This is a genomic window from Nocardioides aequoreus (genome assembly GCF_000720335.1).
In the GTDB taxonomy this organism is placed as follows: domain Bacteria; phylum Actinomycetota; class Actinomycetes; order Propionibacteriales; family Nocardioidaceae; genus Marmoricola; species Marmoricola aequoreus.
Genome location: NZ_JOJN01000004.1, coordinates 437043 through 451477 on the forward strand (window position 1 = coordinate 437043; position 14435 = coordinate 451477).

16 protein-coding genes are annotated in these 14435 nt (G+C 74.4%); 8 read left to right on the top strand and 8 right to left on the bottom strand.

The window, feature by feature from the left end; genetic code table 11:
• Position 1: 1 nt before the first annotated feature.
• The 5 genes from clsA to IG63_RS0111025 all read right to left on the bottom strand — a co-directional run bounded on the left by clsA (position 2) and on the right by IG63_RS0111025 (position 4510).
• Positions 2-634 (bottom strand): cardiolipin synthase ClsA, encoded by a 633-nt coding sequence (gene clsA, locus IG63_RS0111005; protein ID WP_281174282.1) that lies wholly within the window; start codon positions 632-634, stop codon positions 2-4.
• A 148-nt stretch (positions 635-782) separates the two neighbouring features.
• On the bottom strand, positions 783-935 hold the full coding sequence (locus tag IG63_RS22645) for a hypothetical protein (RefSeq protein ID WP_157210111.1): 153 nt from the start codon (positions 933-935) through the stop codon (positions 783-785).
• A 223-nt stretch (positions 936-1158) separates the two neighbouring features.
• Complete coding sequence (locus IG63_RS0111015) at positions 1159-2346, bottom strand: 4-hydroxybenzoate 3-monooxygenase (protein WP_030484422.1); 1188 nt, start codon at positions 2344-2346, stop codon at positions 1159-1161.
• 74 nt (positions 2347-2420) lie between these two features.
• Positions 2421-3194 carry an IclR family transcriptional regulator gene (locus tag IG63_RS0111020; protein WP_030484423.1) on the bottom strand — a complete coding sequence of 258 codons (774 nt, stop codon included), beginning with the start codon at positions 3192-3194 and terminating at the stop codon, positions 2421-2423.
• 14 nt (positions 3195-3208) lie between these two features.
• Positions 3209-4510, bottom strand: a complete 1302-nt coding sequence (locus IG63_RS0111025; RefSeq protein WP_051706576.1) for an MFS transporter — start codon at positions 4508-4510, stop codon at positions 3209-3211.
• A 103-nt stretch (positions 4511-4613) separates the two neighbouring features.
• Between IG63_RS0111025 and pcaH the strand changes: the two genes are divergently transcribed.
• From pcaH to IG63_RS0111060, 7 genes are read left to right on the top strand one after another with little or no spacing between them, the layout of a single operon-like run.
• On the top strand, positions 4614-5396 hold the full coding sequence (gene pcaH / locus IG63_RS0111030; RefSeq protein ID WP_030484425.1) for a protocatechuate 3,4-dioxygenase subunit beta: 783 nt from the start codon (positions 4614-4616) through the stop codon (positions 5394-5396).
• Positions 5393-5968 (top strand): protocatechuate 3,4-dioxygenase subunit alpha, encoded by a 576-nt coding sequence (gene pcaG / locus IG63_RS0111035; RefSeq protein ID WP_030484426.1) that lies wholly within the window; start codon positions 5393-5395, stop codon positions 5966-5968. Before pcaH ends, pcaG begins: the two co-directional genes overlap by 4 nt.
• Positions 5969-5971: 3 nt before the next feature.
• Positions 5972-7216, top strand: a complete 1245-nt coding sequence (locus IG63_RS0111040; protein WP_030484427.1) for a lyase family protein — start codon at positions 5972-5974, stop codon at positions 7214-7216.
• Positions 7213-8484 (top strand): bifunctional 3-oxoadipate enol-lactonase/4-carboxymuconolactone decarboxylase PcaDC, encoded by a 1272-nt coding sequence (gene pcaDC, locus IG63_RS0111045; RefSeq protein WP_051706577.1) that lies wholly within the window; start codon positions 7213-7215, stop codon positions 8482-8484. Before IG63_RS0111040 ends, pcaDC begins: the two co-directional genes overlap by 4 nt.
• Positions 8481-9671, top strand: coding sequence for a thiolase family protein (locus IG63_RS0111050; protein WP_030484429.1), 1191 nt, complete (start codon positions 8481-8483; stop codon positions 9669-9671). Before pcaDC ends, IG63_RS0111050 begins: the two co-directional genes overlap by 4 nt.
• Positions 9668-10342 (top strand): 3-oxoacid CoA-transferase subunit A, encoded by a 675-nt coding sequence (locus IG63_RS0111055; RefSeq protein WP_084596950.1) that lies wholly within the window; start codon positions 9668-9670, stop codon positions 10340-10342. The genes IG63_RS0111050 and IG63_RS0111055 overlap by 4 nt, the downstream gene beginning before the upstream one ends.
• Positions 10339-10983 carry a 3-oxoacid CoA-transferase subunit B gene (locus tag IG63_RS0111060; RefSeq protein ID WP_036195070.1) on the top strand — a complete coding sequence of 215 codons (645 nt, stop codon included), beginning with the start codon at positions 10339-10341 and terminating at the stop codon, positions 10981-10983. The genes IG63_RS0111055 and IG63_RS0111060 overlap by 4 nt, the downstream gene beginning before the upstream one ends.
• A gap of 17 nt (positions 10984-11000) precedes the next feature.
• Here IG63_RS0111060 and IG63_RS0111065 read toward each other — a convergent pair whose 3' ends face one another.
• Positions 11001-11855, bottom strand: a complete 855-nt coding sequence (locus IG63_RS0111065; protein WP_030484432.1) for an NAD(P)-dependent oxidoreductase — start codon at positions 11853-11855, stop codon at positions 11001-11003.
• A 66-nt stretch (positions 11856-11921) separates the two neighbouring features.
• Entirely contained in the window at positions 11922-12920 is a 999-nt protein-coding gene (gene fgd / locus IG63_RS0111070) for a glucose-6-phosphate dehydrogenase (coenzyme-F420) (protein WP_030484433.1), read from the bottom strand.
• A gap of 70 nt (positions 12921-12990) precedes the next feature.
• On the opposite strand from fgd, the gene IG63_RS0111075 reads away from it, so the two are divergent.
• Entirely contained in the window at positions 12991-13281 is a 291-nt protein-coding gene (locus IG63_RS0111075; RefSeq protein WP_030484434.1) for a DUF1330 domain-containing protein, read from the top strand.
• 27 nt (positions 13282-13308) lie between these two features.
• Here the strand turns inward: IG63_RS0111075 and IG63_RS0111080 are convergent, their stop codons facing one another.
• A complete protein-coding gene (locus tag IG63_RS0111080) occupies positions 13309-14418 on the bottom strand; it encodes a class I tRNA ligase family protein (RefSeq protein WP_030484435.1) in 1110 nt (369 codons plus the stop codon).
• Between the last annotated feature and the right edge of the window lie 17 nt (positions 14419-14435).

Below are 14435 nucleotides of genomic sequence, written 5' to 3' on the forward strand. Positions count from 1 at the left end.
CTCAGGGCTTCCCGTCCGGGGCCACCCGCGGTGCGTGCCGGCTGCGGTCGGCCATCAGGGTGCGCACCTGCCAGGCGTAGAGCAGTCCGGCCCACCAGTAGAGGCCGATCCCCCAGACCGCGAAGGCCCAGCCGAAGACCAGGGCCAGCGTCGCCACGGTGCCCTCCCCGTCGCCGAGGAAGAGCAGCGGGAAGGCGTAGAGCAGGGCGGCCGTCGCGGCCTTGCCGAGGTAGTGCACGGGCAGCGCCGAGTAGCCGCGGGTGCGCAGGAAGGGGACGAGGCACCAGAGGAAGGCGTCGCGGGCAGGCAGGATGATCGCCACCCACCAGGGGATGATGTCGCGCCACAGCAGCCCGATCACGGCCGCGAGGATGTAGAGCCGGTCGGCGACGGGGTCGAGGATGCGGCCGAGGTCGGACATCTGGTCGAGGCGCCGGGCCAGGTACCCGTCGAGCCAGTCGGAGAAGCCGGAGACCATCAGGACCACGAGGGCGAGCACGTCGGCCTCGGGGACGATCACGAGCCACAGGAAGAGCGGCACACCGGCGAGCCGGATCATGCTGATGATGTTGGGGATGGTCCAGATCGCCGCGGCGCGCCCCTCGCGACGCTGCTCGATCGGCTGCCCGCCCACTGCTCCCCCTCCTCGACCACCCTGTCGGCCAGACCCTACCGACGCGACCCCGTGTGCCGGGCGGCGACAGGCAGCGACCAGCACCAGGAGCGGGCGGCCGGCCACCGCGCGACCGGGCCGTCAGGCGGCGCGGCCCGTGGTCAGCGGCTCAGGCGAGGCAGCAGCCGCAGCGCGGGCAGTGCTGGCGGTGCACGCCGCCCAGGTCCTGGCCGCAGCCGCAGGTGCTGCGCACGGGCAGCACCTCGTCGAGCACTGCCGTGGCGCCGCCGGCACCGTAGAGCGCCGCGTCGGTGGTGATCATGTCTGGTTCGTCCCCTCGTGAGTCCTTTCGACCATGAGACGCCCTGTCCGTTTTGCCCGAGGGCACAACACGCGCGGATAGTTCGAAAGGATCACTGAGTTTGACCCTGTCGGACCCCGGAAGTCACCGCGCCACGCGGAACTGGGCCACTCTGGGCTAGCCCACGGACCAGGTCACGGACCAGGTCACGCACCGGGTCACGCACCGGGTCACGGCAGCCGCGTCAGCGCCCGCCCGGCCAGCCGCAGTAGGCCTCGGCCAGGAAGGTCGAGCCCGCCTCCGACGACACGAGCGCCGCCAGCTCGCCCTGCTGCCGGCGCACGTCGAAGGGCGAGGCCTCGGGCGGCCGGTGGAGCAGCGTGGTCATCCAGTAGGAGAAGTACTGCGCCTTCCACACCCGGGCCAGTGCCCGCTCGGTGTACTCGTCGAGCAGGCCGAGGTCACCGGCCGGGACGGCGCGCGCGAGCACGTCGGCGAGCACGGTCACGTCGGCGATCGCGAGGTTGAGCCCCTTGGCCCCGGTCGGCGGGACCGTGTGCGCGGCGTCCCCGGCGAGCACCATCGCGCCGTGCCGCATCGGCTCCTGGACGAAGCTGCGGAAGGGGAGCACCGACCTGGAGGTGATCGGGCCCTCGCGCAGCGTGCAGCCGTTGCTCTGCAACCGGGTCTGCAGCTCCTCCCAGATCCGGTCGTCGCTCCAGTCCTCGGGGTCGGTGTCGGGGTCGCACTGGAAGTACATCCGTTGCAGCGACTCCGTGCGCTGGCTGATCAGCGCGAAGCCACGCTCGGAGTGGTTGTAGATGAGCTCCTCGGCGCTGGGCGGCGCCTCGCACAGGATCCCGAACCAGGCGTAGGGATACTCCCGGAAGTACTGCGTGCGGTGGGCCTCGGGCACCGCACGGCGACAGGCGCTGCGACTGCCGTCGGCGCCGACCAGGACCCCGGCGCGCACCTCCTGCGCGACCCCCTGGGCGTCGGTGAAGCGCACCGCGGGGGTGTCCGTCTCGACGTCGTGCACGGAGACGTCGGTGACGCCGAAGCGCACGTCTCCCCCGTCGCGCTCGCGCACGTCGGCCAGGTCGACGAAGACCTCGGTCTGCGGGTAGAGCCGCGTCGAGGCGCCGACGAGCCCGGCGAAGTCGATCCGGTGGCGCCCTCCGCCGAAGGCGAGCTCGATGCCGTCGTGCTGGGCGCCCTCGTGCATCACCCGCTCCGAGGCCCCCGAGTCGACCAGCGTGCGCACGCTGTCGTGCTCCAGGATCCCGGCCCGGTGGGCCTCCTCGATCTCGCGGCGGGTCCGGATGTCGACCACGACCGAGTCGATCCCCGAGCGCTGCAGCAGGTGCGAGAGCAGCAGGCCGGCGGGACCGCCGCCCACGACCGCCACCTGGGTACGCGTCACGTCTGGCATGCCCACGAGGATGGCCAGGCCGCTCCTCGCCCACCACCGCCTCGTTCCGGCCAGTGGAAGCAGCAGGGTCGCCGTCAGGGGGTGGCGCGCGGGTCGTCGGCGCTGCCCAGCGAGCGTGCGATCCCGCGTGCCGCCACCTGCAGCGCGGCCACGAGCCGCACCTGGCTGCTCTCCAGCGAGGGCACCACGATGCCGAGCGCCGCCACCACCCGCTCGCGGGAGACCACCGGCACCGCCAGCGAGCACGCGCCCAGGCTCATCTCCTCGCGCGTGACGGCGTAGCCGTCGTGGCGGACCTGCTCCAGCTGCCGTCGCAGCCGGCCCGGCTGCGTCACGGTGTACGGCGTCACGCGCTCGAGCCGGGCGAGCGCCTCCTGCACCACCTGCTCGGAGGAGTGGGCGAGCAGCACCTTGCCCACCCCGGTCGCGTGCAGCGGCAGTCGGGAGCCGACCGTGCTCACCACCGGCACCGAGGTGTGACCGGCCAGCCGGTCGAGGTAGAGCGCGCTCAGGTCGTCGCGGACGGCGAGGTGCACGGTCGCGTGCGTGGCGCCGTACAGGTCGTGCAGGTACGGCGACGCGACGTCGCGCAGGCCGCGCTGCACCGGTGCCAGCATGCCGAGGTCCCACAGCCGGCGCCCGATGACGTAGGAGCCGCGGGGGTCGCGCGCCAGCGCACCCCACTCCACCAGCTCGGCCAGCAGCCGGTGCGCGGTCGGCACCGGGAGGCCGGCACGGGTGGCCAGCTCGGTCAGCGTCAGCCGGCGGTGGTCCTCGTCGAAGGCCGCCACGAGCGAGAGGGCACGGCCCGTGACCGTGGTGCTCGGGGAGGAGACGTTGCCGGCCATGGGGCCATGCTCACCTACGCGGGGTCGGGGCGCACCTGGTCGTGCCCCTCGTCGTGCCCCTCGCCGGGCACGTGTGCAGGCATGTGGGCGGGCACCGTGGCCAGGGCGGCCACCGCCAGCACCGCCGCGAGGGCGAAGGCGTAGAAGCCCCACGGGTAGGCCACGCCGAGGCTGACGAGCGCACCCCCGAGGAAGGGGCCGACGATGGCGCCGACCCGGCCGACACCGGCAGCCATGCCGAGGGCGGTGCCCCGGATCTCCGGCGGGTAGAGGTGGCCGACGAAGGCGTAGACGAGCACCTGGGAGCTGAAGACGAAGACGCCGGCCATGAGCACGGCGACGTACACCACGGCGGTCGACTCGATGCGGATCGAGAGCAGGGCGAGCGCCACGGCCGCGATCCCGAACCACACCAGCACGGTCGGCTTGTTGCCGCGCGAGTCGGAGATCGCGCCCGCGACCAGCAGGCCGATCACGGCGCCGACGTTGAGGGTCAGCAGCAGCGCGACGCCGCTCTGGATGGAGTAGCCGGCGGCGCCCATGATCGAGGGCAGCCAGGTGTTGAGCCCGTAGACGAGCAGCAGCCCCATGAAGGACGCGGTCCAGAGGCCGAGGCTCACGGCCAGGTAGCGCCCCTTGACCACGTCGGCCGGCCGCGACGGTGCCACCGACGCACCCGCGCCAGACCCGTCGCGGGCGGCCTCCTTGGCGCGCAGGTAGGCCTCGCTCTCGGGGAGCTTCCACCACATCAGCGGCAGCACCGCGAGCCCCGCGAGACCCCCGACGACGAACATCGACTCCCAGCCGAGCCGCCCGATCAGCAGCAGACCCAGCAGCGCGGTCAGCACCGCGCCGACGTGGTAGCCGGTCATCAGCCGGGTCATCGCGCTGCCGCCGCGGCCGGGCGCGGCGTGCTCGCTCATGTAGGCCAGCGCGGTCGGCAGGCACGCCCCGAGCCCGACACCCGCCAGCACGCGCAGGGTGGTGAACCAGAAGACCGAGGGCGCCACCGCCACCAGCAGGGTGAAGACCGAGAACGACGCGATGCAGGTCAGCAGGGTCACCCGTCGCCCGAAGCGGTCGGTCAGCGGACCGACGGCCACGGCGCCGACACCCACGCCTGCCAGACCGAGCGTGGAGGCCAGCGTCAGCGACTGGTTGGTGAAGCCGAGCGCGCCCTCGGCGGCGAGGGTCGGGATCACGGCACCGAGGACGACCAGGTCGAAGCCGTCGAGCGCGACGGCGACCCAGCACAGCACGACGGGCCAGGAGCCCGCGCTGCGGCGGGTGGGGGTGGCGGGCGAGGTGGTGGACATTCCGTGGAGGCAACCAGCCCGGTGTGACCGCCACCACCCGATCCTTCCGGTCAGTGGAAGAGGTGTCGGGGCTGCGGCGCGTCGCTGCCCTACCTTGCCTCGGGTGAGCACGACACCCCCCACCGCCACCCAGGCCGACGTCGACGCCGAGATCTCGGCGGCGAGCGCGGCGTACGACGCCGAGCTGAGGGCAGGCACGGCGCCGCGCACCCAGCCGCGGCTGGACTACGCGCCGTACCGCAGCAGCCGGCTCCGGCACCCCACCAAGGACCTGCACCACGCCGACCCCGAGTCGATCGAGCTGGTGGCCCCCGTCTTCGGCCACCGCGACGTGGCCGTCGACGAGGCCGACCTGACCATCCAGGACGGCGGCGAGCCGATCGGCGAGCGGATGGTCGTGGCGGGCCGCGTGGTCGACGCCGACGGCCGGCCGGTGCGCCGCCAGCTGGTGGAGATCTGGCAGGCCAACGCCGCCGGGCGCTACGTGCACAAGGGCGACCAGCACCCCGCGCCCATCGACCCGCACTTCACCGGGGTGGGACGCTGCCTCACCGACGACGACGGCGGCTACCGCTTCACCACGATCAAGCCCGGCCCCTACCCGTGGCGCAACCACCACAACGCCTGGCGACCCGCGCACATCCACTTCTCGGTCTTCGGCAGCGAGTTCACCCAGCGCATGGTCACGCAGGTCTACTTCCCCGGGGACCCGCTCCTCGCCCTCGACCCGATCTACCAGAGCATCGTCGACCCCCGGGCCCGCGAGCGGCTCGTCGCCGCCTACGACCACGACCTGACCACCCACGAGTGGGCCACCGGCTACCGGTGGGACATCGTGCTCACCGGCAGCCACGCCACCCCGATGGAGCAGGAGGACGACGCATGAGCCACGTCCGCGAGCAGCCCGACCAGGTGCCCGTGCCGGGGCAGACCGTCGGCCCCTTCTACGGCTACGCGCTCCCCGTCGCCGGCGGCGAGCAGCTGGTGCCCGCGACGCACCCGGGCGCCGTCCGGCTGCACGGCACGGTCACCGACGGGGAGGGGACGCCGGTGCCCGACTCCCTGCTGGAGATCTGGCAGGCCGACGCCGACGGCAGCCTCCCCCGGGCCGAGGGGTCGCTGCGGCGCGGCTACCCCTTCACCGGCTTCGGGCGCGCCGCCACCGACGGCGGCGGAAGCTACGAGTTCACCACCGTCGTCCCGGGCGCCGAGCCGGGGCGGGCACCCTTCGTCGCGATGACGGTCTTCGCCCGCGGCCTGCTCAACCGGCTCTTCACGCGCGTCTACCTGCCCGTCGACGACGCCGCGCTGCGCGAGGACCCCTTCCTGGCGGGCGTGCCGCAGGAGCGTCGTCACACCCTGGTCGCCACGGCGGACGAGCACGGCTACCGCTTCGACCTCCGGCTGCAGGGCGACGACGAGACCGTCTTCCTCACCTTCCCGCGGCACGAGGCCTGACGCGTGACCGACCTCCTCTGGCCCGGCGACGAGCGCGCCGGCGACAGCTTCGCCGCCGAGGCCTTCTGGCGCGCCATGGTCGACGTCGAGTCGGCCTGGCTCCAGGCGTTGCGCCCCGGCGACCGGAGCGCGCTCGCGGAGCGCGTCAGCGAGGACGACCTCGGGTCCGTCGCCCGGGCCGCCGAGGCCAGCGGCAACCCGGTCGTGCCCCTGGTGGCCCTGCTGCGCTCGCGGCTGCAGGACGACGACCCCGTCGCCGCTCGCTGGCTGCACCGCGGCCTCACCAGCCAGGACGTCGTCGACACCGCGCTGGTGCTCTGCGCGCGCAGCACCACCAGCCGGGTGCTCGCCCACCTCGAGGACCTCACCGACAGCCTCGCCCAGCTCGCCGCCCGGCACCGCGACGACGTGATGGTCGGCCGCACGCTCACCCAGCACGCCGTGCCGACCACCTTCGGCCTGAAGGTCGCGGGCTGGCTGCACGGGGTGCTCGACGCCCGCGACGACCTGCTGCGGCTGCACTTCCCGGTGCAGGTCGGGGGCGCGGCCGGCACCCTGGCGGCCGCGGTCGAGCTCGCCGGCGACCCCGTCGCCGCGCGTGACCTCGTCGCCGCCACCGCGACGACCCTGGGTCTGGACCCCGCTCCGCCCTGGCACACGGTCCGCACCCCGCTGACCCGCTACGCCGACGCCCTCGTGCGCACGACCGACGCGCTCGGTCACGTCGCCCGCGACGTGCTGGTCCTCGCCCGGCCCGAGGTCGGCGAGGTCGCCGAGCCGGCGGCCGACGGTCGCGGCGGCTCCTCGACGATGCCGCACAAGCGCAACCCCGTGCTCTCCGTGCTCGTCCGCCGCGCGGCCCTCGCCGGTCCCGGCCTCGCCGCCCAGCTGCACCTCGCGGCCGGCGAGGCCGTCGACGAGCGGCCCGACGGCGGCTGGCACGTCGAGTGGGCGACGCTGTCGCAGCTCTCGCGCCGCACGCTGGTCGGCGCGTCCCAGGCGGCCGAGCTGGTCGCGGGGCTGCACGTCGACACCGCCCGGATGGCCGAGCGCGCCGAGGCCGCGGCGCCCGACCTGCTCGCCGAGCGCACCGGCATCCGCGCGGTCCGCGACGAGCGGCCGCCGGACAGGGAGCAGGATCGGGACCACGATCACGAGCAGGACCCGCGGAGCTACCTCGGCGCGGCCGCGGCGCTGGTCCACGAGGTGCTCGAGCGCGCCCACGCCGTCGACGAGGAGGACTCGTGAGCCAGACCCCGCACACCCAGGTCCCGACCCTGACCGGCACCCAGCTCGGTGGCCGTGAGGGACAGCCCCTGCTCGTGCTCGGCCCGTCGCTGGGCACCTCGGTCGCCACGCTGTGGGGCGAGGTGGCACCGGCGCTGGGCGCCACCCACCACGTCGTCGGCTGGGACCTGCCCGGTCACGGTCACGACCGGGGCTCCGACGGACGGGCCTTCACCGTCGCCGACCTCGCGCGCGGCGTGCTCGAGCTCGTCGACCGCACCGTCGGGCCCCGTGCGCGCTTCGGCTACGCCGGCGACTCCCTCGGGGGCGCCGTCGGGCTGCAGCTCGCGCTCGACGCCCCCGACCGCGTCGACCGTGTCGTCGCGGTGTGCACCGGCGCCCGCATCGGCGATCCGGCCATGTGGCAGGAGCGCGCCGACCTGGTACGCCGCGCCGGCACCGCCGCGGTCGTCGAGGGGTCCGCGCAGCGCTGGTTCGGCCCCGGCTTCCTCGAGCGCTCCCCCGGCGTCGCCGGCCGCCTGCTCGACGAGCTGCGCCACGTCGACCGTGCCGGCTACGCCCACGCCTGCGAGGCGCTCGGCGACCTCGACCTGCGCGACCGGCTCGGCGAGATCGACGCCCCCGTGCTCGCCGTCGCCGGCAGCGACGACGTCGCGACCCCGGTCGAGGGCATGCGCGCCGTCGCCGACGGAGTGCGCCACGGCCGGCTGGAGGTGCTCGACGGCGTCGCCCACCTCGCCCCCGCCGAGTCGCCCGCGCGCGTCGTCGAGCTGCTGCGCCGTCACCTGACCGGTGACCTGCCCTCGGACGGCGCTCCCGCCGGCGCCGGCGAGCGCACCTCGCTGCACGACGCCGGGATGCGGGTGCGCCGGGAGGTGCTCGGCGACGCGCACGTCGACCGTGCCACGGCGGCGATCACCGACGTCACCCGCGACTTCCAGCGCTTCATCACCGAGTACGCCTGGGGCGGCATCTGGACGCGCCCGGGGCTCGACCGCCGCAGCCGCTCGATCGTCACGCTCACGGCGCTCGTCGCGGGTGGCCACCACGAGGAGCTGGCGATGCACCTGCGCGCGGCCCGCACCAACGGGCTGACCCCGGAGGAGATCTCCGAGGTGCTGCTCCAGACGGCCGTCTACTGCAGCGTGCCCGCGGCCAACTCCGCCTTCCGCGTCGCCCAGCAGGTGCTGGCCGAGCCGCACCCCGCCCGTGACACCGACCCTGACCCTGGCACCCACCCCGACACCGACCCCGAGGGAGAGCAGTGACCTCCGCTTTCGTCTACGACGCCGTGCGCACGCCGTTCGGCAGGTTCGGCGGCGCCCTGGCCGGCACCCGCCCCGACGACCTGGCGGCCACCGTCGTCCGGGCGGTCGTCGAGCGCAGTCCCGACCTCGATCCGGCGCTGGTCGACGAGGTGGTCCTCGGCAACGCCAACGGCGCCGGGGAGGACAACCGCAACGTCGCCCGGATGGCCACGCTCCTGGCCGGCCTGCCCACCTCGGTGCCCGGCTCGAGCGTCAACCGGCTCTGCGGGTCCTCGCTCGACGCCGCGATGACGGGCTCCCGGCAGATCGAGACCGGCGACGCCGACGTCGTGCTGACCGGCGGGGTCGAGTCGATGACGCGCGCCCCCTGGGTCCTGCCCAAGCCGAGCCGCGCCTTCCCCGCGGGCAACCTCGAGGCAGTCTCGACGTCGCTGGGCTGGCGCCTGGTCAACCCCGAGATGCCGGCGGAGTGGACCGTGTCGCTGGGCGAGTGCAACGAGCAGCTCGTGGACGAGTTCCGGGTCTCCCGCGAGCGGCAGGACGAGTTCGCGGCGCGCTCCCACGCCCTCGCGCACCAGGCCTGGGAGGACGGCTTCTACGACGACCTCGTCGTCCCCGTCGCCGGGGTCGACCTCACGCGCGACGAGGGCATCCGTCCCGACGCCTCGACCGCGGCGCTCGGCCGGCTGCGTCCCTCCTTCCGCAAGGACGGCACGATCACCCCCGGCAACGCCTCGCCCCTCTCCGACGGTGCCGCCGCCGTGCTGCTCGGGTCGGAGGCCGCCGCGACGACCATCGGTCGCGACCCGGTGGCGCGGGTCGCGGGGCGCGCCGCGCACGCGCTCGACCCGCAGCGCTTCGGCTATGCACCCGTGCAGGCGGCGGAGAAGGCGCTCGCGCGGGCCGGCATCGGCTGGCACGACGTCGGCGCCGTCGAGCTCAACGAGGCCTTCGCCGTGCAGTCCCTGGTGTGCCTCGACGCGTGGCGCGCCTCGGGGCTCGACCCCGAGGTCGTCAACACCCGCGGGGGCGCCATCGCCTTGGGCCACCCGCTCGGCGCGTCCGGCGGCCGCGTGCTCGGCACGCTGGCCAAGGTGATGCGCGAGGGCGGCCACCGCTGGGGCGTCGCGGCGATCTGCATCGGGGTGGGGCAGGGTCTCGCCGTGGTGCTGGAGGGCACGGCATGACCGACGTGATCGAGCGCAGCGACGCCACGGCCGCCGCCGACGAGGCCGTGGCCGACATCCCCGACGGCGCCACCGTGCTCATCGGTGGCTTCGGCAGCGCCGGCCAGCCGGTCGAGCTGATCGACGCACTGCGCCGTCACGGCGCCGGTGACCTGACCGTGGTCAACAACAACGCGGGCAACGGGGACCACGGGCTGGCGCTGCTCCTGCGCGAGGGGCTGGTGCGCAAGATGATCTGCTCCTTCCCCCGGCAGAGCGACTCCTGGCACTTCGACGAGCTCTACCGCGCCGGCCGCGTCGAGCTGGAGGTCGTGCCGCAGGGCACGCTCGCCGAGCGGATGCGCGCCGCGGGAGCGGGCATCGGCGGCTTCTACTCCCCCACCGGCGTCGGCACGCTCCTGGCCGAGGGCAAGGAGGAGCGCGAGCTCGACGGACGACGCTTCGTCCTCGAGCGTCCGCTGTCGGGTGACTACGCCCTGGTGAAGGCCCACGTCGCCGACCGGATGGGCAACCTGGTCTACCGCCGGACGGCCCGCAACTTCGGTCCGGTCATGGCGACGGCAGCGACGACCACCGTGGTGCAGGTCTCGCGCGTCGTCCCCACCGGCGACCTCGACCCCGAGGCCGTCGTGACCCCCAGCATCTACGTCGACCGGGTGGTGGTCCTGTGAGCGAGACCCACGACGCGTCCCTGACGCGTGACCAGATCGCGGCGCGCATCGCCGCCGACATCCCCGAGGGCGCCTTCGTCAACCTCGGCATCGGCCAGCCGACGCTGGTCGCCGACCACCTCGACCTCGAGCGCGGCGTGGTGCTCCACACCGAGAACGGCATGCTCGGGATGGGCCGCGCGGCCACGGGCGACGAGATCGACCCCGACCTGATCAACGCCGGCAAGATCCCGGTCGTCGAGACCCCGGGGGCGTCCTACTTCCACCACGCCGACTCCTTCGCGATGATGCGCGGCGGTCACCTCGACGTCTGCGTGCTCGGCGCCTTCCAGGTCTCGGTGGCCGGCGACCTGGCCAACTGGCACACCGGTGCTCCGGACGCGATCCCCGCCGTGGGCGGGGCGATGGACCTCGCGATCGGGGCCAAGCAGGTCTTCGTGATGATGACGCTCTTCGACAAGCAGGGCGGCTCCAAGCTGGTGCCCGAGCTGACCTACCCCGCCACCGGGCTGGGCTGCGTGAGCCGCGTCTACACCGACCACGGCACCTTCGAGGTCGGAGCCGACGGCCCGAGGGTCGTCGACCTGCACGGCCTCACCGCCGACGAGCTCGCCGAGCGCACCGGGCTGGCCTTCGCCTGAGCAGCGACCGACCGGGCTCAGTGCGCCTGGTAGGTGGCCGAGACGTCGTCGTCGCCGTGCCCCTGGTCGAGCGCGCGCTGCAGGTGCTCGCGGATGCCGGGCAGGGCGGCGAGGTCGACGCCGGCCTCCAGCGCCGCGGCCAGCACGAGGTCGACGTCCTTGACAGCGCTGCTCAGCGCGAAGGAGGTTTCCAGGTCGCCGGCCAGCATCGCCCGGCCCTTGGTCTGCAGGTACGCCGAGTCGAGGGCGCTGCCCTGCACCGCCTCGAGGAAGAGCTCGGGTCGCAGCCCCAGCTCGCGCGCGAGCAGCAGCGAGTCGGCGGTGCCCTCGACGACGGTGGCGAGCCACGCGTTGGTGGCGAGCTTCAGCCGGCTGCCCGCCCCCGCGGCGTCACCGACCCACAGCGTGCGTGAGCCGACGGCGTCGAAGCCGGGCTGCACCCGGGGACGCAGGGCGGGGTCGCCGGAGGCGAGGACCACCAGCTCGCCGGCCTCGGCCGGCTGCCGGGTGCCCAGCACCGGCGCGTCGACCAGCGCGACCCCGAGCTCGGCGGCGCAGTCGGTCACCCAGTCGGACCCCTCCACCCCGACGGTGCTGTGCTGCACCCAGACCGCACCGTCACGGAGGTGGCCCTCGGCCTGCTCCATCGTCGACAGCACGCTGTCACCGTCGTGGAGCATCGTCAGCACCACGTCGGCGGCGGAGACCGCCTCGGGCACGGAGCCCGCCACGGTGGCGACGTCGGCGAGGGCCTCGGCCTTGGCCCTGGTGCGGTTCCAGACCGTCAACGAGAGTCCGGACCCGGCCAGGCGACGGGCCATCGCGGCGCCCATCGTGCCGGTGCCGAGGAGTGCGACGGAGGCGGACGACAAGGGATGTCCTCACGGTAGGCGACGTCTCGTCGCCCCGTACCCCGCTGCCCGGGGCGCAACCGGAGGTCAGCCCAGCTGGCGCAGCCGCGGCAGCACGTCGGCGCCGAGCTGCTCGAGGAAGCGGGCCTGGTCGTGCCCCGGTGCGTGCAGCACGAGGTGGTCGAAGCCCGCCTCGACGTAGGGCCGCACCGCCTCCACGACCTCCTCGGGATCGCTGGCGACGATCCACCGCTGGGCGACCTGCTCGATGGGCAGGGCGTCGGCCGCCTCGGCCATCTCCTGCGGGTCGTCGATGCCGTGCTTCTGCTCCGGCGTCAACGACAGCGGCGCCCAGAAGCGGCAGTTCTCCAGCGCCCGCTCGTGGTCGCGGTCGTAGGAGAGCTTGATCTCGATCATGCGGTCGATGCCGTGGGGGTCGCGCCCACCCGCCTCGGCCCCCTCCACGACGGCGGGCAGCAGCTTGTCGGTGTAGAGCTCCATGCCCTTGCCGCTGGTGCAGATGAAGCCGTCGCCGGCCCGGCCGGCGTACTTCGCCACCACGGGACCGCCGGCCGCGACGTAGACGGGGATGCCGCCCTCGGGACGGTCGTAGACGGTCGCCTCGTCGGTGACGTAGTAGTCGCCCTCGAAGCTGACCCGCTCGCCGGCCCACAGCGCCCGCATCAGTCGCACCGCCTCGCGCAGCCGGGCGAAGCGCTCCTTGAACTCCGGCCACTCCAGCCGCGAGACCGCCACCTCGTTGAGCGCCTCCCCCGTGCCCACGCCGAGCACGATGCGGCCGGGGTAGAGCGAGCCCAGCGTGCCGAAGGCCTGCGCCAGCACCGCGGGGTTGTAGCGGAAGGTGGGGGTCAGCACGGAGGTGCCGAGCACCACCCGCTCGGTGCGCTCCCCCATGGCCGCCAGCAGCGAGAGGGCGAAGGGCGCGTGGCCGCCGACGTGGCGCCAGGGCTGGAAGTGGTCGGAGACGAAGACGCTCTCGAGCCCCGTCTGCTCCGCCCTCACCGCCAGCTCCACGAGCTCCCGCGGACCGAACTGCTCTGCCGAGGCCTTGTAACCGATGCGCACGTCCCCAGCCTGCCAGGTCGGCCGCGCCCCCCGGGGAGGCGCCGGCGACGCGGCGGGGCAGGATGGCGTCATGACTGCCTACTGGATCAGCTGCTACCGCGAGATCACCGACGAGGCCAAGGTCGCGGCGTACGCCGAGCTGGCCGGGCCGGCGCTCCGGGGTGCCGGCGGCACCTTCATCGCCCGCGGCATGCCCGCGCACGTCTACGAGGCCGGCGTCGAGGAGCGCACCGTCGTCATCGCCTTCGACTCCGTGGAGGCAGCGGTCGCCGCGCACGACGCGCCCGCTTACCAGGAGGCGCTGGCTGCGCTCGACGGCGGCGCCGTGCGCGACATGCGGATCGTGCCCGCCGCCGAGTAGCCGCCCGGTAGTTGTCGGGGCTCCGGCTCAGGCGGGGTCGCCGAGGCCCAGGGCGCGCACCAGCAGCCGGGCCCCGGCCCCGCCGGCCTCCAGCGCGGCCGCGACCGCGCGCGGCACGTCGAGGTCGTCGAGCAGCGCGTCGGTGACCTGGCCGACGGCGTCGCCGGCGCTCCCGGCCTCGGCGCGACCGGCGGCGGCGTACAGCTCGCCCAGCAGCCGCTCGGCCGCCAGCAGCTCGGTCTCCTCGAAGTCCCACGCCTCGCCCCAGGCGCGGTCGAGGAGCAGCAGCCGCACCGCCGCGGGCGAGTGGCGCTCCAGCAGGTCGCGCACCAGCACCAGGTTGCCGGTCGACTTGGCCATCTTGCGGCCGTCGAGACCGACGGTGCCGACGTGCAGGTGCCGGCGCGCGAAGGGCGCGACGCCGGTCACGGCCTCGACCATCGCGCCCTGGTAGGCGTGGTGCGGGAAGGCCAGGTCGGTGCCGCCGACGAGCACGTCGACGCTCGCGCCGTACGCCGTCAGCGCCATCGCCGCGCACTCCGCGTGCCAGCCGGGACGTCCGGGGCCCCACGGGCTGGGCCAGGCGGGCTGGTCGCCGGTCGAGGGGCGCCAGACGGGCACGTCGAAGGGGTCGTCGCGCTCGACGTCGACGTCCTGGTCGCCGAACTCGGTGGAGCGGCCGAGGGCGTCGTCGAGGTCGCGGCCGGGCACGCCCGCACCGCGGAAGAGCACGTGCCCGTCGCGCTCGTAGGCCGCCCCGCGCTCGAGCAGCGCCGCGGCCAGCTGCACGACGGCCTCGACGTGCGTGCGCGCACGGGGGGCGGCGTCGGGCAGCGAGACCCCGAGCGCGGCCATGTCCTGGTCGAAGGAGAACTCCTGGGTGAGCGCGAACTCGTCGGCGTAGCGCCCCCGCCGGGCCGCGGCGGCCGTGAGCACGTCGTCGACGTCGGTGACGTTGCGCGTCATCACGGGGCGCACGTCGAGCAGCCGCGCGACCGACCGGAGCAGGTCGGTCCACACGAAGACCGCGGCATGGCCGACGTGCGTGACGTCGTAGGGGGTGATGCCGCAGGTGTAGACCCGCAGCCGCGAGACGACGGGCAGCGGCTCGCCGGCCAACGTGAGCGACCTCGTCATGGCCGTCACCCTACGGG

Bases quoted from the DNA above. Each gene is read 5' to 3' on its own strand.
- IG63_RS22645 (WP_157210111.1), bottom strand. From the start codon at position 935: ATGATCACCACCGACGCGGCGCTCTACGGTGCCGGCGGCGCCACGGCA.
- IG63_RS0111015 (WP_030484422.1), bottom strand. From the start codon at position 2,346: ATGCCAGACGTGACGCGTACCCAGGTGGCGGTCGTGGGCGGCGGTCCC.
- IG63_RS0111020 (WP_030484423.1), bottom strand. From the start codon at position 3,194: ATGGCCGGCAACGTCTCCTCCCCGAGCACCACGGTCACGGGCCGTGCC.
- IG63_RS0111025 (WP_051706576.1), bottom strand. From the start codon at position 4,510: ATGTCCACCACCTCGCCCGCCACCCCCACCCGCCGCAGCGCGGGCTCC.
- pcaG (WP_030484426.1), top strand. From the start codon at position 5,393: ATGAGCCACGTCCGCGAGCAGCCCGACCAGGTGCCCGTGCCGGGGCAG.
- IG63_RS0111055 (WP_084596950.1), top strand. From the start codon at position 9,668: ATGACCGACGTGATCGAGCGCAGCGACGCCACGGCCGCCGCCGACGAG.
- IG63_RS0111075 (WP_030484434.1), top strand. From the start codon at position 12,991: ATGACTGCCTACTGGATCAGCTGCTACCGCGAGATCACCGACGAGGCC.
- IG63_RS0111080 (WP_030484435.1), bottom strand. From the start codon at position 14,418: ATGACGAGGTCGCTCACGTTGGCCGGCGAGCCGCTGCCCGTCGTCTCG.